The following is a 19,081-nucleotide window of genomic DNA, read 5'->3' on the forward strand; positions in this document are numbered from 1 at the left end:
ATAAATATCTGCCTGTTTATTGGTCGAATGGCACGGTTTTGCGGCAGATTCAAAGGTAGGCTCACGTTTTGATGAGAACCGCACGCGTGGCAAGCGTGCGGTACCAAAAATCAATTGGTTCGCCTCTCAAGCCTCAGCGGTTCGCGGAGCGCGCAGAAAGGAGAGCCTGCGGCTCGAAGCTGAAATCCTTGTCGAAAGGATAGGTCGGGTGCTCTTTGCGCAGGCGCGGCAGGCGCTCGACGAACTGGTCGACGACACCGGCCGAGAGCGCCATGAGGTTGGGATTGGCGATCGGTGCGAGTTCCGGCGAGAGATAACCCGACTTGACGACGACGATCTTTGCCGTGCGCGGATCAAGACCGAGGTGGGTAAAATCGACGATGTTGTGATAGGGGCGGCGCTTGGCGGAAAGCACCAGATCGATGCCGCCGATGGAAACGACGGCCTGGCGGTCTGCCGCGTCAGCGGTTTCGTGCAGGAACTTCACCATGAAACGTCCCGTCACTGGCTTGCTGCCCTTGGTATCGAGCGAGGCGCCGACCGTCAGCTCCAGAGAGGCGCCGACGCCCGCAGCATAGCAGGTCTCGGCGGCCACCTTATCGGCGATGCTGGCGAAGACGACACCAGTGGCGCCATTTGCAATCAGTTCGGCCAATACGTCGGTTCGGTCGCCCACGCCGCCGCCAGTCGGGTTGTCACCGGATTCGGCAAGCACGACGGGACCAGTAGGGCTGGCGACCGCCTTGGCGACGCATTCCTCGATCGAGCCGGTTTCGCAGCCGAAGACGAATTCTTCACGTACGTCCCAATAGGCCTTCGCCAGACGCTTTGCCTCACGCTCCAGTACGCTGCGGTCGGTACCGGTCATGATGGCTGCAGCGGTGGCGCGAGGTTCGTCAGCCCAGACGTAACCGACCATCAGCGAAGCATCCCAGACGCCGTCTAGCGCGTCGATGCCGGGCAGTTCGGCGTAAAGGCTCTTTGCCGGTTCATCGACGGTGCTGGTGCGTTCGCCCGGCAGAACGACCGGGATCGGCGCCCAGAGCAGGATTGGCTTCACGCCCGTCTTCAGGCTTTTCACCAGCATGGAGACCGAGCGTCGCATGGTCTCCTCGACATCGATATGCGGCGCAGTGCGATAGGTGGAGTACATGTCGAGCGCATCGAGGATGCGCTGGGTGACGTTGCCATGCAGGTCATAACTGGCCGAGACCATGCAGTGATCGCCAACGAGCGCGCGGGCTGCACTGATCCAGTCGCCTTCCGCGTCCTCCATGCCTTCGACATACATGGCGCCGTGCATGGCGAGATAGAGGCCGTCGAGCGGCAGCAGTGGCTTCAGGCGTTCCAGGAATTCGGCTTTGAAGGCCTCATAGGTGTGGCGCGCGACCGGGCCGCCGGCAATGGCGCGGACATGGATCGTCGGCAGGAATTCGGCGTCGTAATCCCCAAGGAATGCGAAATAGGGGGCCGCCAGCAGTCCCTCGCCACGCACCACCCGGAAATCCTTCTCCTCGTTCAGGACGGGATTGTACGTGCTGCATTCGATGTGAATGCCACCGACGGCGATGCGCATTGGAAACCTCAGTTGATATTAGGACCGATCAGAAAATTGTGGGCGGCAATGCTGGCCGCGCCGCGCGCCCAGACGTCGCTATCGACGCGACGGGTGCGGATCGGGGTCTGACCTGCATATCGCGGAAGAACATTGGCTTCGATCGCCTGTTGCACGACTGTGCCGAACAGGCCATCGAAGGAGCCTTCGACATGCGTTACGAGGATCATGCCGGGATCGTTCATCTGGATCAGGTGCGAGATTGCGAGGCCGAGGGCTGCGCCGGCCTTGTGGATGATGGCGATCGCCTCGGCGGTGCCGAGTGAAGCTTCCTCTTCCAGGTCCGATAGCGAGGTGCATTTCAGGCAGGCGGCCCGCGCCATCTCTTTGATTGCCTTCATGGAGGCGACCGTATCCAGGCAGCCTCGCTTGCCGCAGCGGCAGGGTGCGCCGCCGGGTTCGATCGTCGCATGGGCGATTTCGCCCGCACCGCCATGATTGCCGCGATAGAGCCTGCCGTCGATGACATGGGCGCAGCCGATGCCATCTCCAAGCGACACGACCGAGAAATTCGGCGTGTCGCGAGCAATGCCGAAGAGCTTTTCGCTGACGGCCACTGCCTTGGCATCATTTTCGATGAAGGTATCGACGCCGCTTGCCTGGCGGATGATTTCGGCAAGCGGCACATCCTGCCAGCCGAGCAGGGTGGACTGCACGCAGGTCGCCTGCTTTTCATCGACGAAGCCGGACAACGCCACGCCGATGCCGGCAAGCTTCGAGCTCGCCTGCGGATGGCCCTTCAGGATTTCCGGCAGGCCATAAGCAATGGCATTGGCAATGATCTTGGGATCCCTGGAGTAGGGCAGTTGCTGACGGGCGATGATATTGCCGTTAAGATCGCTGAGGATCATCGGCGCGGGATCTTCCAGAAGCGAAATGCCGATGAAAAAGGCGCATTCGGGTTTCAGGTCGAGCAGCACGGAGGGTCGGCCCTGACCGTAGACGGTTTCCGTCTCGTGCAGCACGCCGCGATCGATCAGCTCGCGGGCAATGCCACTCATCGCCGCTTTGCTGAGCCCGATCGCAGAGGCAAGATCAGTCCGGCTTAGGGGACCGGACTCACTTATGACCCGCAGAAGCTCGCGCTGCGATGAGTTGAACATACAAATCCTGATCCCGTCGTGCGTGGTTTTGCCCTGACAATAAGTTCACAAAATGAACCAATCAACTGAAATAAATTACGAAAATTGATCAAGCTATTGGATTGACCGGTTTTAAGAATCAACGACAGGGTGAACCAATGGAAATCATTCGCAAGAGATTTGTTCTCGTGGGCCAATTTGCATCGAGCCGTGCTGGAGCTCCGAGATCAAGGGGACCTGGACGGTTGAACCGCCGGCGCAACCTGTTCAAGCCGCAAGAACAGCAAATGCAGCGTGTAGCGCTGGATCGGTCGCCCGCGCATTGTGCTGTCCTGAAGTTTCTCCGCCACCCGCATTTCACGCTATAATTCGTCCTACACGCAAGCCGGGAGGACGGGCATGGGCCAGCAGCAAATTCCCCTCAAGGTGACGGCAACGCGATTCTTCCGCGCGGTTAAACTATTCATGACATCCGATGTCGGCAGACGAGCCCAGTTCCTTCTCATCTGCCTGATCGCTCTTTTTGGCGGCATCAGTGCCCTGAACGTGGTCAACAGTTTCGTCGGCCGACACTTCATGACCGCGATCGCTGACAGACAGACTACGGAATTTGCTCGTCAGGCAATCCTCTATGCAAGCGCTTTCATGGCCTCGACGGTCGTGTCGGTGGTTGCCCGCGGAGGAGGCCGATGAACAAATCCTCGCTTTACTAAGAGAGTTCGGTCTCAAGCGCCACCTGACGACCACCGATCTCGACAGCGAGCAAGACTGGTCAACCGTGCTGTCGCCCCGCGAACAACGGCTCATTGTACTTGCAAGCGCGGTTATCGCGGCACCATCCCACGTTCTTCTTGAGAAAGCCGATGCCATCTTCGGCCACGAACTTCTGCCCGACATTCTCAGGCTCCTGGCGGAACGAGGGATTGCGTGCGTCAACTATGCAGAAGCGGGCGCACCGCGCGCAGCCTATGACGCCGTTCTCGAATTTCGTTCTGACGGTCCCTGGACGTGGGTCGAGCCAAAACAGAGAGAGTGACTACGGCTTCTTGTTCGGCGCTAGAAGTGAAGATGAAGACCGGCCTCTTTGACCACTTCCTCGAAAGCGGTCCGTGCAAGGTAGCTCGGAGCCCAACCTCGAATGACATCCTGACAGCTATCTAAGGCATGTCTGTAGGCCCGTCCTGGCCGCGGCCAGTTATCGCGTAACTTTTCAAGCGTATCCGCCGCTGTGCCGATAAACTCCACGGCGCCGTGCTTGCCGGTGCGCGCGAGCACGCACACATTCCAGGGACTTGGCGATACCTTGTTCACGATCCACTCGTCCCTTTGCCGAGGTTTCGAGGGCGTCACAACCAGCCGCCTGAAAACCCTGCCCGTCTTAGCCCGACCACGACCGGCTCGCACCGACGCATGATGTTCCACAGCAGGCCGGTTCGATAGTTTTCGACCATCAAGACGACAGGCCCTTGGTCGATTCCGAAATGGTAAGGGCTGACCCACCATCCCTCGTCCTTGTTTCCCATCGTAAAGGTCTGGTTGAACGACGGCCTGAATCCGTAAAGGCGTGTCATGCCAAGCTTCATTCGAGCGAAATTTCGCACGGTCGGGATGACGATTTCCGGAGCGAATGGCAGCGAGGCGACCACGACCCAGGGAGATACGGTTCCGTCATCCGGTCCATAGGGTGCGCCACGCGCAACATAGTCGAAGAATTCCCGGTCGATCCCGTCGATAGTCCGCTTCGTCCAACCCGGTCCGTCACTTGCCGTGAAGCCCCAGCAATATTCGCCGTAGCCTTTGAAGTTCAGCGGATTGCGGATTGCGTATTCCTGCTGAACGAAAGTGGCATGGCGGCTGTTGCGGAAATAGTCGCTGTCATGCTCGCGCATGAAATCGTCGCGAATTTCACGAAAATCGATCCACATATGCGAAAGCTGATGTGTAAAGAGCGGACCGGAATAAAGTAGCTCGCGACCGAAAATATTCCGCCATTCGTAGCTCTCCGTATACGCCGTGAAGCTTTCCGGAGGCAGCGGGTGGCTCGGTGAGCCTAGACCGAGAATGTAGAGAAGCAGACCTTCGTCGTAGCCGCGCCAACGATAGGGAATGAAGCCGTTTTCCGGCCGCCAGCCATGGGTAAGCGTGGCGCCGTTGTTGCGCGCCCAGTTCCAGTCGACGCGCTCGTAGAGCGACATGGCAAGTGCGCGTACCTTCGCCTCGTCCTCGGTGTCCGCATCGAAATATGCCGCGACTGTCAAGGCGCCGGCGAAGAGAAAGGCAGAATCGATCGTCGACAATTCGCACTGCCAGACCCGCCGTCCCGTTTCGATATCCAGGAAATGGTAGAAGAAGCCCTTGTAACCTGACGCGTCCGGTTCCGGCCCTTGATGGCAGGACATCAGGAATTCCAGTCGCCGCCGGGCGATCTTGGCGGCAAACTCGCGAATGACGATGCCGCGTTCCACGACGACGGGAATGGTGGCAAGCGCCATACCTATCGCCGCAATGCTTGCCGGGGCGCCGGCCTGCGTCTTGTCGCGCACCAATCCGTTATCCGGATTCGTGCATTGCAGATAGTAGAGCAACGTCGTGAACTGAAGGCGGCCGAGATCTTCATCCGTCGGCATCCGGTTCAGTTCGGGATCGGTGGACAGCTGCTCCGACATGATAGGCAAACCGAGGAAGTCAGATGGTTTCGTCGAGCATCCGGAGGCGACTCTGATCGGACGCCTGCCGGCATGATTTGTGCGCACCCTGTCGCCTAGGCATTGTCTCCCTCAGTGGAGGTCGCCGCCTTCACTTTTCCCGTGCTCTTGACATCCCATGTCCAGCCGCTGATCTGTGGCATGTCATCGCCGTGTGTCTCGATATATTGCCGGTGCTCGATCAGCCTGCCGCGGATCGCCTGCTTGAAATAGGCCGCACGCGCTCCGAGCTGTGGCAGCCGATCGATGACATCCTCAACGAGATGAAAGCGATCGAGCTGGTTCAGAACGACCATGTCGAATGGGGTCGTAGTCGTTCCCTCTTCCTTGTATCCTCGGACATGCAGATTTTTGTGGTTGGTTCGCCGGTACGTCAGCCGATGGATCAACCAGGGATATCCGTGGAATGCGAAGATGATCGGCTTGTCCTTCGTGAAGAGCGCATCGAAGTCGGGATCCGAAAGCCCGTGGGGATGTTCGCTCGAGGGCTGTAGTTTCATCAGATTGACGACATTGATGACGCGCACCTTCAAGTCAGGAAGGTGCTCACGGATCAGCTGGACGGCGGCGAGTGTTTCCAAGGTCGGCACATCGCCGCAGCAGGCCATGACCACATCCGGTTCTGAGCCGCGATCATTGCTCGCCCATTCCCAGATGCCGAGACCTTCGGTGCAATGTTTGATCGCCTCATCCATCGTCAGCCATTGCGGAGCCGGCTGCTTGCCTGCGACAACGACGTTCACATAGTTGCGGCTGCGCAGACAATGATCAGTAACGGACAGGAGCGTATTGGCGTCCGGCGGAAGATAGACCCGGATAACCTCCGCCTTCTTGTTGATCACATGGTCGATGAAGCCCGGATCCTGGTGAGAAAAGCCATTGTGATCCTGCCTCCACACATGCGAACTCAGGAAATAATTGAGCGATGCGATCGGCCGTCTCCAGGGAATGTGATTGCACACTTTCAGCCATTTGGCGTGCTGGTTGAACATCGAGTCGATGATGTGAATGAAGGCTTCGTAGCAGGAGAAGAAGCCATGCCGCCCAGTCAACAGATAGCCTTCGAGCCAGCCCTGGCATTGATGTTCGCTTAGCACCTCCATGATGCGTCCGTCGGGCGACAGGTGATCATCTTCAGGATAAATCTCGGCCATATAGCAGCGATCGGTCACTTCCAGCACGTCCTGCCAGCGATTGGAATTGTTCTCGTCAGGGCTGAACAGTCGAAAGTTCTTGCTGTTAAGATTGAGCTTCATCACATCGCGCAGGAACTTGCCCATGACACGAGCGGATTCCGCGTTCACCGATCCGGGTTTGGGCACTGAGACGGCATAATCGCGGAAATCCGGCATCTTGAGATCGCGAAGCATCAGGCCGCCGTTGGCATGCGGATTGTCGCTCATCCGTCGATGCCCCGCCGGCGCCAGCGAGGCCAATTCAGCTTGCAGCCTGCCTTCGTCATCGAAAAGCTCTTCGGGTCTGTAGCTCTTCATCCAGTGTTGAAGCACCTTGATATGTTCCGGCTTGTCCATGTCGCCCATCGGAACCTGATGTGAGCGCCAGTAGTCTTCGCATTTCTTGCCGTCGATTTCGGAGGGGCAGGTCCAGCCCTTCGGTGTACGGAAAACGATCATCGGCCATGCCGGACGGCGGATACTCTTCTTATCCCGCGCTTCTGCCCAGATCTTCTTGATCGTCGCGACGGCAGTATCCATGGCTGCGGCAAGCTGCTGCTGTACCTGATCGGGCTCATGGCCCTCCACGAAGAGGGGCGCATACCCCATGCCCTCGAAAAACTTCATCAATTCCTCCTTGGGAATACGCGCAAGGAAGCAGGGATTGGCGATCTTGTAGCCATTGAGGTGCAGGATCGGCAGAACACATCCGTCGCGAGCCGGATTGAGGAATTTGTTTCCATGCCATCCCGTGGCGAGAGGGCCGGTTTCGGCTTCGCCGTCACCGACAACGCAGGCGACGATCAGATCGGGATTATCGAAGGCTGCGCCATAGGCATGGCTGAGCGCATAACCGAGTTCACCACCTTCATGAATGCTCCCCGGTGTTTCAGGAGCGACGTGGCTCGGGATGCCGCCGGGAAAGCTGAACTGCTTGAACAGCCTTTTCATGCCCTCTTCGTCCTGGCCAATATTCGGGTAGAATTCGCTGTAGGTTCCCTCCAGATAGGCATGCGCAACCAGCGACGGTCCGCCGTGGCCAGGACCGATTACGTAGATCATGTTGAGATTGTCGCGCTTGATCACCCGATTGAGGTGCACGTAAAGCATGTTCAGGCCGGGCGACGTTCCCCAATGCCCGAGCAATCGCGGCTTGATATGCGCGCGCGCCAGAGGCTTTTTAAGCAGGGGATTGTCGAGCAGATAGATTTGGCCGACCGACAGATAGTTCGACGCTCGCCAGTAGGCATCCATCAGGCGGAGTTCCCCGGACGAAAGCGGCACTCCCACAGATGACACTACCGAGGCGGCTTTTTTCATCACTGCCGTTTCAGGTGAAGCCATTTGAGTCTCCCATCAAAATGACATTGCTGAATTTCGCCGGCTCGTTCCGGGCCGGTGCAGTCTTATGTTGTTGCTGCTGCACTATTGAGGCGGAGATTCCGGGAAATGCTCCACCACGCCGCGGACACCGTTGACGCCCTCCGCCAGGATCCGCGCGGCCCTGCGGCGAGCTGCTGTCTCAAGGTTGCCCCAAAAATGCACGATACCGTCAGCGACGGTAACTGACAGGTTCAATCCCTCCAGGCCGGTGTTTTCACCGAGTCGAACGAGAATGCTGCGTCGAATGGCTTCGTCACCAGCTGCCGTATCGTCCGGTTTTGCCGAGTAAATGACCTGCAGGAGGTCGGCGCGGCTAACGATGCCGATCAGTTTGCCGGCCCGAAGAACCGGAATGCGCTTGATGCCGTGGTCCTGCATGAGTTCCGCAACACGAGAAAGGGGAGCATCTTCGTCGATCGTGACAGGATCGGGCGTCATGACATCGCCCACTCTCCACGCGCATCGCTTGACGAAAGCGTTTGCCCTGTCATCGGGACCAAGTTCCATGTTCGCATTCAGGACGAACGCGCTGATTGACAGTTCCGTTCGACGGATCAGATCGCCTTCACTGATCACGCCCGCCAAGCGCCCTCCATCGTCGACGACGGGAAGACCGCTCACGTGCTGGTCGGACATCAGCTTGGCTGCATGCCGAACGCTATTGTCAGGTGACAATGTGACCACGGCTGTCGTCATGACATCTTTGACAAGCATGTAGATCTAGCTCCGGCTACATTAAACTCATCTCGGCGATCTGGCGAAAAGTGTGTGCAATGCCTATCGAGGCTGAACGATATTAAACTCATCTCGGCGATCTGGCAAAAAGTGTGTGCAATGCCTATCGAGGCCGAACGATGTGAACATCATTCGTCTGCGCCAGGAAAACCTAGCCAGATACCGGCGTGGTTTGCATTGAGCAGGATCAATCGGGGGCCGCAACTAGTACCGCGAGCGATAGCCGATATGCTGCGATGGGGAGTGATTTGGCCGACGCTGTCAGGAGGATCGGATGTCGCCAGTATCTCACAAAGGCAGAAAACGGACGACCGGTGATGACAACACCGGATGCACCTGTAATGCGTCACAAGATCACGTGACGCCAACCATTTACTGACGTAGAAGGAGAAACTGGAGCGGGCGAAGGGATTCGAACCCTCGACCCCAACCTTGGCAAGGTTGTGCTCTACCCCTGAGCTACACCCGCTCAAATCCGCACCGGTCCGGGGTAGTAAGTAGCGGACCGTGGGCGCCACCTTGCGGCGACGGGCGCTATATCGCCCAAACGATTTTCAAATGCAACAGGGAAATGACGGAAAAACGAAGAAAAGTTCTGGCGGTGGAAAACCGGCTTCGGAAACGCCGCGAATGCAGGGCAAAGCGTCGGTCCTGATGATTGCCAAGCGCATGAGGCGGACGTAAGCAGACAGTCCAATCTGCTTTTCTCCTGTCTGATGGATGACGATGACCGAAAATAAGCCCAGGACTCGCCAGGATCTTCTCGCTTTTCTCGATGGCCTCGGCATCGCCCACACGACCAAGGACCATGCACCCGTCTTTACCGTCGCCGAATCGGTGGCGCTGCGGGATGAGATTCCCGGCGGGCACACCAAGAACCTGTTCGTGAAGGACAAAAAAGATCGCTATTTCCTGCTGACGGTGGAGGAAAACGCTGTTGTCGACCTAAAGCAGGTTCATACCCTTATCGGCGCTTCCGGCCGCGTCTCTTTCGGCAAGCCCGAGAAGCTCATGGAATATCTTGGTGTCATTCCGGGCGCTGTTACCGCGCTCGGCGCGATCAATGATACCGGCAACGATGTCACCTTCGTACTCGATGCGGATCTGATGCGCGATGACGTCATCAACTGCCATCCGCTTTCCAACGATGCGACGACTTCGATCGCCAGCGCCGATCTGATACGATTCATGGAAGCGACTGGGCATAAGCCGCTTGTCTTGAAAGTGACGTCCTGACATACGATTTTAGCGCTATCAGAGACGCCGGCAGATCGGCGCGGCGGGAGATACCTATGAGCGGCAGCGACAATCCTTATAACGGTTCCTTTGGCAACCAGATGTCGGCAACGGCAAGCTATGGCGCCGTACCTCAGCCTGCGACGGGCGGCGGCTATATCAAGGACACAACGACGGCGAATTTCACCAAGGACGTTCTGGAGGATTCGCGCAACCAGCCGGTGCTGGTCGATTTCTGGGCACCATGGTGTGGCCCGTGCAAGCAGCTGACGCCGGTCCTGGAAAAGGTTGTCAATGAAGGTCAAGGCCGCGTCAAGCTGGTCAAGATGAACATCGACGATCATCCCTCGATCGCCGGCCAGCTCGGTATCCAGTCCATTCCAGCCGTCATCGCCTTCGTCAACGGCCGCCCGGCCGACGGCTTCATGGGCGCGGTGCCCGAAAGCCAGGTTCGCCAGTTTATTGATCGCCTCGCAGGTCCTGCGGATGCTGACCAGACTGCAGAGATCGAGGCTTATCTGGCGCAGGCTGGCGAATTGCTCGCTGCCGGAAACATCAATGAAGCGGGCCAGCTTTATGGTGCCGTCATGCAGGCCGACCCGGAAAATGCCAAGGCGCTTGCCGGCATGGCTGAATGCCTGATCGCAGCCGACCAGCACGGTGAGGCCCGCCAGATGCTGAGCGAGCTGCCGGAAGAGCTTGGCAAGGATGCAGGTATCCAGGCGATCCTGAAGAAGCTCGACCAGATCGAAGAAGCCCGTAAGCTCGGTGATCCCGTCGCCCTGGAGCGCGAGCTGGCGTCGAACCCCGATCATCACGAAGCCCGCCTGAAACTCGCCAAGATCCTCAATGTCGAAGGCAGGCGCGAGGAGGCGGCCGAACACCTGCTCACCATCATGCGCAAGGATCGTGCCTTCGATGATGACGGTGCGCGTCGCCAGCTTCTGCAGTTCTTCGAGGTCTGGGGCTTCAAGGACCCGGCGACGGTTTCAGCCCGCCGGAAGCTTTCCTCGATCCTGTTTTCCTGACTTTGCCGCATCCGCCCTTGCGTTTTTACGCAAGGGCACCACATTCCTCGTGAGGACGGGCGCCGAAGATGCGCCCGCCGAAAGAGTGCGGGACTAGTTCTTCATGCAAGTCGGCAATGCGAGATATCTGAAGCCCGGCGATCTACCGGATGAGATTGCAGTTTTTCCCTTGACCGGTGCGCTTCTCCTGCCCGCCGGACAGTTGCCGCTCAATATCTTCGAGCCGCGTTATCTTGCGATGTTCGATGCCGCCCTGACCGGAAACCGTCTGATCGGCATGGTGCAGCCGGCACATGGCGAGCATGAAGATAAGACGCATGCTCCCGAGCTTGCGGCTGTCGGTTGCCTCGGCCGGATTACCTCTTATGCCGAAACCGGTGATGGGCGCTATATTGTCTCGCTGACGGGCGTCTGCCGCTTCCGGCTGTTGGAGGAGCGATCGCACGGCCAGCCGTTCCGCAGCTTCCGTATCGCGCCGTTCATATCAGATCTTTCTGCGGAGAACGAAGAAGAAGCCGTCGACCGCGGCGCGCTGCTGACGGCCTTCAAGGCCTATCTCGACGCCAACAAACTCGAGGCGGACTGGGAGAGCGTGGAGCGGGCGAGCAACCTTACCCTCGTCAATTCGCTCGCCATGATGTCGCCATTCGGCCCCGCCGAAAAGCAGGCGCTGCTCGAAGCGCCCGACCTCAAGACGAGGGCGGAAACCCTGATCGCCATCACCGAAATCGTGCTAGCCCGCGTCTTCGGCGATTCCGATACCGTGCTGCAGTAGAGGGCGCGATGGACGAAAAACTCAGTCGGGTGGATCCCAAACTTCTCGAACTCCTCGTCTGCCCGCTCACCAAGGGGCGGCTTTCTTATGATCGCGAGCATAACGAGCTGGTCTCGGAAAAGGCCCGTCTTGCCTATCCGATCAGGGACGGCATTCCGATCATGCTGGTTTCGGAAGCCAGAAGCCTCGAAGACTAAGCTTTAGCTCTAAATCGCCTCACCTGCGAGCAGCCTCGGATTGTCCTTGGCAGTCGTTCCTGCCGCCTGGCCGATGAAGAAGGATTTCAGGCCGGGCAGGCGATCGACGATGCCGAGGCCGAAGTCGCGGGCGATGCGGATCGGCGCCATGTCATTGGAAAACAGCCGGTTCAACACATCTGTCGTGACGCCCATGCGGAAAGTGTCGAACCGGCGCCAGCTCTGGTAGCGCTCCAGGATGTTGATGGCGCCGATATCGAGCCCAAGGCGATCGGCTTCCACGATGGTTTCGGCAAGGGCGGCTACGTCCTTGAAGCCGAGATTGAGGCCCTGGCCGGAGATCGGGTGAATGCCGTGTGCGGCATCACCGGCCAGCGCAAAGCGCGGTGCGACGAAGGAGCGGGCGAGTGTGAGACCGAGCGGGAAGGCGCGCTTGTCGCCTACCACCTTGAGAGCGCCGAGTTTGTGGCCGAAGCGGCGTTCCAGTTCCTCCTCGAAAACCAGATCGTCGGCTGCAACAAGGCGGTTTGCGTCATTTGTCCGCTCGGTCCAGACCAGGGACGAACGGTTGTTTCGCAGTGGCAGGATGGCAAAGGGGCCGGATGGAAGGAAATGTTCTTCGGCGCAGCCGTGGTGCGGACGCTCGTGCTCGACGGTGGTGACGATGCCGGACTGGCCGTAGTCCCAGGTGACGGTCTTGATGCCGGCAAAATCGCGCAGTCTGGAGCGTACGCCATCGCAGGCGACCAGCAGGCGCGATTGCAGCGCGCTGCCGTCGGACAGGTTGATCTCGATATCGGTATCGCCCGTCTTCAGGCCGGTGGCGCTGAGGCCATGGCGAATTTCGATGCCGAGCCGCTCGCAGGCGCCCCGCAGCGCGCCGACCATAACGACATTTGGGATCATATGGGCAAATGGCCGGCCATCGGCGACTTCGCCGTCGAAGGTCAGGAAGATCGGGCGAACAGGATCGGACATCTTGGAATCGGTCACGATCATCTTGGTGATCGGCTGAGCCTCCGGCTCGATCTCGTCCCAGATGCCAAAGATTTCGAGCATCTTTGTCGCGGCCGCGATAATGGCGGAAGCGCGCATATCTTTCTTCCAGGCATGTTCGGGAGCGGCCTCGACGACAGCGACAGCGAGATGCGGCGCCGCCTGCTTGACCGCCACGGCCACGGACAGGCCGACATAACCTCCGCCCACAACCAGCATGTCCAGCATAGCCCGCTCCTCTTACTTTCTACGATCAGATGCGATCTATATAGATCATCAGGTTACCACTTCCTACCGCCGGGAGCCGAACAAATGACGGAACAAACGGATAAGCCGACCGCCATGGAAACGTTGATTTCGACGCTCGATATCGAGCCGATCGAGGTCGATATCTTTCGTGGCCGCAGTCCGCAGGTCGGCTGGCAGCGAGTGTTCGGCGGACAAGTGATCGCGCAGGCGTTGATGGCGGCGCAGCGCACGGTGGCGGACGATCGCTTCATTCACTCCCTGCACGCCTATTTCATGCGCCCCGGCGATCCCTCGGTGCCGATCATCTATCAGGTCGAGCGCATCCGGGACGGGTCAAGCTTCAACACACGCCGGGCCGTCGCGATCCAGCACGGCAAGGCGATCTTCGCGCTCTCGGCCTCGTTCCAGGTGGAGGAGCCGGGATTCGACCACCAGATCTCCATGCCGCCGGTGCCGATGCCGGAAACGTTGCTCGGCGAACAGCAGATCAAGGAACAGTATCTCGCTCATGCTCCGGCGGCTGTGCGCAAATATTGGGAGCGCGAGAGGCCGATCGAAATCCGGCCTGTCTCGCTCAAGCACTATTTTACGAGCGAGAAGCTTGAACCACGGCAGGATGTCTGGGTTCGTGCTGCCGGTCCCGTGCCGGACAGCAGGCTCTATCAGGCCGCCGTCCTTGCCTATCTCTCGGACATGACGCTGCTTGATGCATCGCTGCATGCCCACGGAACGTCCATCTTCGACCAGAACCTGCAGGTCGCAAGTCTCGACCATGCCATGTGGTTCCACCGTCCCGACAAGCTCGGTGACTGGCTGCTCTATACGCAGGACAGTCCGTCGGCTTCGGGCGCCCGGGGATTGACCCGTGGTAGCCTGTTTACCCGATCCGGTGTCCTGATCGCGTCGGTGGCGCAGGAGGGCCTGATTCGGAAAAAGGCAAATGAATAAATAATGTGCATATTTATAAATTTGCGCATTATTTGTGCGCTTATTGGCCCATCATTTGCCTGTTTATTGGCGTCTTCAATTATAGCCTTTATATTTCAATAACTTATTGGCCGTCACGAATCTGGCACGTCCTTTGAATGTCTATCGCCGGTCGCTGGTCAGGAAACCGTCAGCGGCAAGGAGAGTCGGCTCCGCGCCGAGGATAACGAAGGATGGGAAACCAGATGAAAATTGTGATGGCCATTATCAAGCCGTTCAAGCTCGATGAGGTCCGCGAAGCCCTCACGGCGATCGGCATCCAGGGCCTGACTGTGACCGAAGTGAAGGGCTACGGTCGCCAGAAGGGGCACACGGAAATTTATCGCGGCACTGAATATGCGGTCAGCTTCCTGCCGAAGCTCAAGATCGAAATCGCGGTCGCATCCGAGATCGTCGACAAGGCGGTCGAGGCCATCGCAGCATCTGCCAAGACCGGCCAGATCGGTGACGGCAAAATCTTCGTCTACTCGATCGACCATGCCGTGCGCATCCGTACGGGCGAGACCGATTCAGAAGCGCTGTAAAGAACGGCAGATCAAGGAGCCATTTCCAATGTCAATTTCGAAGTTTTCCTCCAACATCGCACGGGTAGGCGCCCTTTCGGCTGCCCTCCTGGCGCCGGCCGTCGCTTTCGCGCAGGAAGCAGCCCCGGCCGCTGCAGCTGCCGCTGCGCCTGCCTTCACCATGGACAAGGGTGACAATACCTGGATGCTCGTCTCCTCGGCGCTCGTCCTCCTGATGACGATCCCGGGCCTGGCGCTGTTCTACGGCGGCCTCGTGCGTGCCAAGAACATGCTCTCCGTTCTGATGCAGGTCTTCATGATCACTGCCGTCGTGGCGCTGATCTGGGTGACGTACGGCTATTCGCTCGCCTTCACCGATGGCGGCTCGCTGAACAGCTTCGTCGGCGGCTTCTCCAAGGCGTTCCTCGCCGGGGTTAACACCTCGTCGCTCGCAGAAACCTTCTCGAAGGGCGTCGCCATCCCTGAATATACCTTTATTGTATTCCAGATGACCTTCGCCTGCATCACGCCCGGCCTGATCGTCGGTGCATTCGCCGAGCGCATCAAATTCTCGGCCGTCATGCTCTTCGTCGTGCTCTGGGTTACCTTCATCTACTTCCCGATGGCGCACATGGTCTGGTTCTGGGGCGGTCCGAGCTCCTACACCTCGCCGGCCGGTCTGATCTTCTCCTATGGTGCAATCGATTTTGCCGGCGGCACGGTCGTTCACATCAATGCCGGTATCGCTGGCCTCGTCGGCGCCATCATGCTCGGCAAGCGCACCGGCTATAAGAAGGAGATCATGGCTCCGCACTCGATGACGCTCACCATGGTCGGCGCATCGCTGCTCTGGGTCGGCTGGTTCGGCTTCAACGCCGGCTCCAACCTCGAAGCCAATGCCTATGCATCGCTCGCCATGATCAACACCTTCGTCGCGACGGCCGCTGCCGCCGTGTCCTGGTGCATCGTCGAAAGCTTCGCTCGCGGCAAGGCTTCCATGCTCGGCGGCGCTTCCGGCGCTGTCGCCGGCCTCGTCGCTGTCACCCCGGCGGCAGGCTTTGCCGGCCCGATGGGGTCGATCGTCCTCGGTCTCATCGTCTCGCCGGTCTGCTACTTCTTCGTCGACGTCGTGAAGAACAAGTTCAACTATGACGACAGCCTTGACGTCTTCGGTGTCCATTGCATCGGCGGCATCGTCGGCGCTCTCGGTACCGGCATCCTCGTCAACCCGGCCCTCGGCGGCGCCGGTATCGTCGACTACTCGACGGCCGATTTCGCTGCCTCCTACGCCGGCACGGCAACGCAGGTCCTGGCCCAGGCCAAGGGTGTGCTCACGACGCTGCTGTGGTCGGGCATCGGCTCGGCGATCCTCTACAAGATCGTCGATGTCATCATCGGCCTGCGCGTTTCGGTCGAAGCCGAGCGCGAAGGGCTCGACCTCGCAACGCACGGCGAAGCCGCCTACCACTCGTAATCGCAGGATTTGCGGCGCCCGGCACAAGGGCGCCGCCGAACAGCCCGTCGCGGCCTATCTAACCATAAGCCGCTCTTGGCCCGGACCTCTCAAGGTCCGGGCCCTTTTCTTTTTAGCGATCCGGCATATGCATGGTTAACATCGCTTTAACCCTACTTTGATTAGGTAGAGCGGACGCATTTGGCGCGACGAAGCATTGGCGATTCGCGTGCCCCCAGGCATTGGACGGGTTTGACATATGGCAAGAAGCACGTCGCCGGCGATGGACGGCCGTCCTGACCGGTTCTCCTTCTCGGCATTCATGCTGCGACAGATCCAGGCTCTTGCCGGCTTTGCGGTCTTCCTGGTCTTGGCGCTCGCGGTTGCGGCGCTTGCGACATGGAACGTCACCGATCCCAGCTATTCCTATGCCACCGGCAACCTGCCGACCAACATTCTCGGTTATAGCGGAGCTGCCTTTGCAGATGTCGCCATGCAGTTCCTGGGGCTCGCCAGTGTCGTTTCGATGCTGCCGATCGTGGCCTGGGCGCTGGCGCTGATTTCCGGCCGTCGCATCAGCCGCATTCCGGCGCGCGCCGGCGCCTGGCTCGTAGGCACCATACTTTCCTCCGCCGTCATCGGCTGTTTCCCACCACCGCTCACCTGGCCGATTCCGAACGGCATCGGCGGTGTTATCGGCGACATGATCCTGCGTTTTCCGGCACTCTTCGTCGGCGCCTATCCGACCGGTGTCTTCGCCACCGCCGTCGGCTGCATCTTCTCTGTCCCGACCGCGTGGATGATGCTCTTTGCGGCCGGCATCGTCGGCCGCAGCGAGCTCGATGAAGAGGAGGACGAAGAAGAGGATTATGTCGATACGCGCAGCAAGGTGCGTGTCGTTGGCGATGAGGACGATGAGGACGACGGGTCCCGCTGGATGGCCTTTAGCGGTGCCATGACACACGCGTGGTATATGAACCAGGCGCGTTTCCGACGGCTTTTCGGCATGGGACCGCGCAAGCGCCGTCAGGGCGATTTCGAATCACCCTATGACTTCAACGATGACGAATTCGGTACGCTGAACGAGCCGGTGCGCGCCAAGCCCGCAGCGCGTGGCGAACGCATGGATCCCTCCATGGAGCCGCGTGGCCTATCGAGCCGTCGGGTCGTTTCGGCGCCTTCCATCTCGCTCAACGACGAGGACGAGGATGACGATCCGCCGTTCGATACCGACTTGCCTCCGCGTCCGGCCGATATCCTGCCCGATGACGATGATGACGACTGGATGATCCGCGCGCCGGCCAAATCGGCCGGTAAACCCGAGCCGCGCGTCATTCCCGCTTCATCTCGTCCGAAGCCCGGCGCCCGCGTCGAACGCGAGGCGCAAGGCTCGTTCATCCGGCCGGAGGGCTTCCAGCTTCCCTCCATGCATCTGCTTGCGGAGCCGAAGAACGTGGTGCGCGATTCCACACTCTCGGCCGATGCGCTGGAGCAGAATGCCCGCATGCTGGAAGGCGTGCTCGAGGATTTCGGCGTCAAGGGCGAGATCATCCATGTCCGCCCTGGTCCTGTCGTCACACTCTATGAACTGGAGCCGGCACCCGGCATCAAGTCGTCCCGCGTCATCGGCCTTGCCGACGACATCGCCCGCTCGATGAGTGCGATTGCCGCCCGCGTTGCCGTCGTGCCGGGCCGCAATGCGATCGGTATCGAGCTGCCGAACCAGACGCGCGAGACCGTCTATCTGCGCGAGCTCATTGCCTCGCGTGATTTCGAAAGCTCCAAGGCGAAGCTTGCCATGGCGCTCGGCAAGACGATCGGCGGCGAGGCCGTGATCGCCGATCTCGCGAAAATGCCGCATCTGCTCGTTGCCGGTACCACCGGTTCGGGTAAGTCCGTCGCCATCAACACGATGATCCTGTCGCTGCTCTATCGCATGACTCCGGAGCAGTGCCGCCTTATCATGATCGATCCGAAAATGCTGGAACTCTCCGTTTATGACGGTATTCCGCATCTTCTCTCCCCTGTCGTCACCGATCCGAAGAAGGCCGTCGTCGCGCTCAAATGGACCGTCCGCGAGATGGAAGAGCGTTACAAGAAGATGTCGAAGATCGGTGTTCGCAACATCGATGGCTTCAACACGCGTGTCGAGCAGGCGCTTGCCAAGGGCGATACGATCTCACGCACGGTGCAGACCGGCTTCGACCGGCAGACCGGCGAAGCGGTCTATGAGACCGAGGAATTCGATCTGCAGCCGATGCCCTATATCGTCGTCATCATCGATGAAATGGCCGACCTGATGATGGTAGCCGGCAAGGATATCGAAGGCGCCGTGCAGCGTCTCGCGCAGATGGCGCGTGCGGCCGGCATCCATGTCATCATGGCAACGCAGCGTCCGTCGGTCGACGTCATCACCGGCACGATCAAGGCGAACTTCCCGACCCGCATCTCTTTCCAGGTCACGTCCAAGATCGACAGCCGCACGATCCTTGGCGAGCAGGGCGCTGAACAACTGCTTGGCATGGGCGACATGCTCTATATGGCCGGCGGCGGCCGCATCCAGCGCGTCCACGGTCCGTTCGTATCCGACGTTGAGGTCGAAGAGATCGTCTCCTATCTCAAGACGCAGGGCTCGCCGCAATATCTCGATGCTATCACTGCCGATGACGACGAGGATGGTGACTATGGTGGCGGTCCGGCCGGCACGGCAAATCTCGCCGATTCGGAAGATCCCTATGATCAGGCCGTTGCCATCGTGCTGCGCGACGGAAAGGCCTCCACTTCCTATGTTCAGCGCAGGCTCGGCATCGGTTATAATCGTGCGGCATCGCTGATCGAACGCATGGAGCAGGAGGGCATCATCGGACCGGCCAACCATGCCGGCAAACGCGAAATTCTCGTGCCGACGGACGGGGATATTCTCGACCGCTGATACAGGAAAATTTTGCAGCCCAGCCCAGCC

Annotated in this window: 17 protein-coding genes and 1 tRNA gene; 10 read left to right on the forward strand and 8 right to left on the reverse strand. The window is 59.4% G+C overall.

What is annotated here, in order from left to right:
- Positions 1–133: 133 nt before the first annotated feature.
- Entirely contained in the window at positions 134–1,576 is a 1,443-nt protein-coding gene (locus H4W29_RS10350) for a M81 family metallopeptidase (RefSeq protein WP_192728840.1), read from the reverse strand.
- 8 nt (positions 1,577–1,584) lie between these two features.
- Positions 1,585–2,718 carry an ROK family transcriptional regulator gene (locus tag H4W29_RS10355; RefSeq protein WP_192728841.1) on the reverse strand — a complete coding sequence of 378 codons (1,134 nt, stop codon included), beginning with the start codon at positions 2,716–2,718 and terminating at the stop codon, positions 1,585–1,587.
- A 378-nt stretch (positions 2,719–3,096) separates the two neighbouring features.
- Between H4W29_RS10355 and H4W29_RS34320 the strand changes: the two genes are divergently transcribed.
- Both H4W29_RS34320 and H4W29_RS34325 read left to right on the forward strand, forming a co-directional pair.
- Positions 3,097–3,390 carry a hypothetical protein gene (locus tag H4W29_RS34320; protein ID WP_246517159.1) on the forward strand — a complete coding sequence of 98 codons (294 nt, stop codon included), beginning with the start codon at positions 3,097–3,099 and terminating at the stop codon, positions 3,388–3,390.
- A complete protein-coding gene (locus H4W29_RS34325; protein ID WP_246517160.1) occupies positions 3,368–3,733 on the forward strand; it encodes an ABC transporter family protein in 366 nt (121 codons plus the stop codon). The genes H4W29_RS34320 and H4W29_RS34325 overlap by 23 nt, the downstream gene beginning before the upstream one ends.
- 20 nt (positions 3,734–3,753) lie before the next feature.
- On the opposite strand, the gene H4W29_RS10365 is transcribed toward H4W29_RS34325, so the two are convergent.
- From H4W29_RS10365 to H4W29_RS10385, 5 genes are all read right to left on the reverse strand, one after another.
- The gene (locus tag H4W29_RS10365; protein WP_312872301.1) at positions 3,754–4,119 is read right to left on the reverse strand and encodes a DUF982 domain-containing protein; all 366 of its coding nucleotides are present in this window, start codon (positions 4,117–4,119) and stop codon (positions 3,754–3,756) included.
- A complete protein-coding gene (locus tag H4W29_RS10370) occupies positions 4,044–5,363 on the reverse strand; it encodes a glucoamylase family protein (RefSeq protein WP_192728842.1) in 1,320 nt (439 codons plus the stop codon). Before H4W29_RS10370 ends, H4W29_RS10365 begins: the two co-directional genes overlap by 76 nt.
- Before the next feature lie 95 nt (positions 5,364–5,458).
- Positions 5,459–7,921: a phosphoketolase family protein gene (locus H4W29_RS10375; RefSeq protein WP_192728843.1), complete on the reverse strand. Its 2,463-nt coding sequence runs from the start codon at positions 7,919–7,921 to the stop codon at positions 5,459–5,461.
- Positions 7,922–8,002: 81 nt separating this feature from the next.
- Positions 8,003–8,674, reverse strand: coding sequence for a CBS domain-containing protein (locus H4W29_RS10380; protein ID WP_192728844.1), 672 nt, complete (start codon positions 8,672–8,674; stop codon positions 8,003–8,005).
- Positions 8,675–9,089: 415 nt separating this feature from the next.
- Positions 9,090–9,164: transfer RNA gene (locus H4W29_RS10385), tRNA-Gly, on the reverse strand.
- Positions 9,165–9,421: 257 nt separating this feature from the next.
- Here H4W29_RS10385 and H4W29_RS10390 point away from each other — a divergent pair.
- The 4 genes from H4W29_RS10390 (at position 9,422) to H4W29_RS10405 (ending at position 11,931) form a co-directional block, all read left to right on the forward strand.
- On the forward strand, positions 9,422–9,931 hold the full coding sequence (locus H4W29_RS10390) for a prolyl-tRNA synthetase associated domain-containing protein (RefSeq protein WP_192728845.1): 510 nt from the start codon (positions 9,422–9,424) through the stop codon (positions 9,929–9,931).
- Between the two features lie 56 nt (positions 9,932–9,987).
- On the forward strand, positions 9,988–10,959 hold the full coding sequence (gene trxA / locus H4W29_RS10395) for a thioredoxin (RefSeq protein WP_192728846.1): 972 nt from the start codon (positions 9,988–9,990) through the stop codon (positions 10,957–10,959).
- A 103-nt stretch (positions 10,960–11,062) separates the two neighbouring features.
- Positions 11,063–11,734: an LON peptidase substrate-binding domain-containing protein gene (locus H4W29_RS10400; RefSeq protein ID WP_192728847.1), complete on the forward strand. Its 672-nt coding sequence runs from the start codon at positions 11,063–11,065 to the stop codon at positions 11,732–11,734.
- Positions 11,735–11,742: 8 nt separating this feature from the next.
- A complete protein-coding gene (locus tag H4W29_RS10405; protein ID WP_112545684.1) occupies positions 11,743–11,931 on the forward strand; it encodes a Trm112 family protein in 189 nt (62 codons plus the stop codon).
- A gap of 9 nt (positions 11,932–11,940) precedes the next feature.
- On the opposite strand, the gene H4W29_RS10410 is transcribed toward H4W29_RS10405, so the two are convergent.
- Complete coding sequence (locus H4W29_RS10410; RefSeq protein ID WP_192728848.1) at positions 11,941–13,155, reverse strand: ubiquinone biosynthesis hydroxylase; 1,215 nt, start codon at positions 13,153–13,155, stop codon at positions 11,941–11,943.
- Between the two features lie 84 nt (positions 13,156–13,239).
- Between H4W29_RS10410 and tesB the strand changes: the two genes are divergently transcribed.
- From tesB to H4W29_RS10430, 4 genes are all read left to right on the forward strand, one after another.
- Positions 13,240–14,124: an acyl-CoA thioesterase II gene (tesB, locus tag H4W29_RS10415; protein ID WP_192728849.1), complete on the forward strand. Its 885-nt coding sequence runs from the start codon at positions 13,240–13,242 to the stop codon at positions 14,122–14,124.
- Between the two features lie 212 nt (positions 14,125–14,336).
- Positions 14,337–14,687: a P-II family nitrogen regulator gene (locus tag H4W29_RS10420; protein ID WP_007814595.1), complete on the forward strand. Its 351-nt coding sequence runs from the start codon at positions 14,337–14,339 to the stop codon at positions 14,685–14,687.
- Between the two features lie 28 nt (positions 14,688–14,715).
- The gene (locus H4W29_RS10425; protein ID WP_192728850.1) at positions 14,716–16,140 is read left to right on the forward strand and encodes an ammonium transporter; all 1,425 of its coding nucleotides are present in this window, start codon (positions 14,716–14,718) and stop codon (positions 16,138–16,140) included.
- A gap of 238 nt (positions 16,141–16,378) precedes the next feature.
- Positions 16,379–19,051 (forward strand): FtsK/SpoIIIE family DNA translocase, encoded by a 2,673-nt coding sequence (locus H4W29_RS10430; protein WP_192728851.1) that lies wholly within the window; start codon positions 16,379–16,381, stop codon positions 19,049–19,051.
- Positions 19,052–19,081 lie beyond the last annotated feature (30 nt).

The sequence above is a fragment of the Rhizobium viscosum genome (genome assembly GCF_014873945.1).
Taxonomy (GTDB): Bacteria; Pseudomonadota; Alphaproteobacteria; order Rhizobiales; family Rhizobiaceae; genus Rhizobium; species Rhizobium viscosum.

What these genes read in the sequence shown, in the direction of transcription:
- H4W29_RS10350 (WP_192728840.1), bottom strand. Translation starts at nt 1,576, where the DNA reads ATGCGCATCGCCGTCGGTGGCATTCACATCGAATGCAGCACGTACAAT.
- H4W29_RS10355 (WP_192728841.1), bottom strand. Translation starts at nt 2,718, where the DNA reads ATGTTCAACTCATCGCAGCGCGAGCTTCTGCGGGTCATAAGTGAGTCC.
- H4W29_RS34320 (WP_246517159.1), top strand. Translation starts at nt 3,097, where the DNA reads ATGGGCCAGCAGCAAATTCCCCTCAAGGTGACGGCAACGCGATTCTTC.
- H4W29_RS10370 (WP_192728842.1), bottom strand. Translation starts at nt 5,363, where the DNA reads ATGTCGGAGCAGCTGTCCACCGATCCCGAACTGAACCGGATGCCGACG.
- H4W29_RS10375 (WP_192728843.1), bottom strand. Translation starts at nt 7,921, where the DNA reads ATGGCTTCACCTGAAACGGCAGTGATGAAAAAAGCCGCCTCGGTAGTG.
- H4W29_RS10380 (WP_192728844.1), bottom strand. Translation starts at nt 8,674, where the DNA reads ATGCTTGTCAAAGATGTCATGACGACAGCCGTGGTCACATTGTCACCT.
- H4W29_RS10390 (WP_192728845.1), top strand. Translation starts at nt 9,422, where the DNA reads ATGACCGAAAATAAGCCCAGGACTCGCCAGGATCTTCTCGCTTTTCTC.
- trxA (WP_192728846.1), top strand. Translation starts at nt 9,988, where the DNA reads ATGAGCGGCAGCGACAATCCTTATAACGGTTCCTTTGGCAACCAGATG.
- H4W29_RS10400 (WP_192728847.1), top strand. Translation starts at nt 11,063, where the DNA reads ATGCAAGTCGGCAATGCGAGATATCTGAAGCCCGGCGATCTACCGGAT.
- H4W29_RS10405 (WP_112545684.1), top strand. Translation starts at nt 11,743, where the DNA reads ATGGACGAAAAACTCAGTCGGGTGGATCCCAAACTTCTCGAACTCCTC.
- H4W29_RS10410 (WP_192728848.1), bottom strand. Translation starts at nt 13,155, where the DNA reads ATGCTGGACATGCTGGTTGTGGGCGGAGGTTATGTCGGCCTGTCCGTG.
- tesB (WP_192728849.1), top strand. Translation starts at nt 13,240, where the DNA reads ATGACGGAACAAACGGATAAGCCGACCGCCATGGAAACGTTGATTTCG.
- H4W29_RS10420 (WP_007814595.1), top strand. Translation starts at nt 14,337, where the DNA reads ATGGGAAACCAGATGAAAATTGTGATGGCCATTATCAAGCCGTTCAAG.
- H4W29_RS10425 (WP_192728850.1), top strand. Translation starts at nt 14,716, where the DNA reads ATGTCAATTTCGAAGTTTTCCTCCAACATCGCACGGGTAGGCGCCCTT.
- H4W29_RS10430 (WP_192728851.1), top strand. Translation starts at nt 16,379, where the DNA reads ATGGCAAGAAGCACGTCGCCGGCGATGGACGGCCGTCCTGACCGGTTC.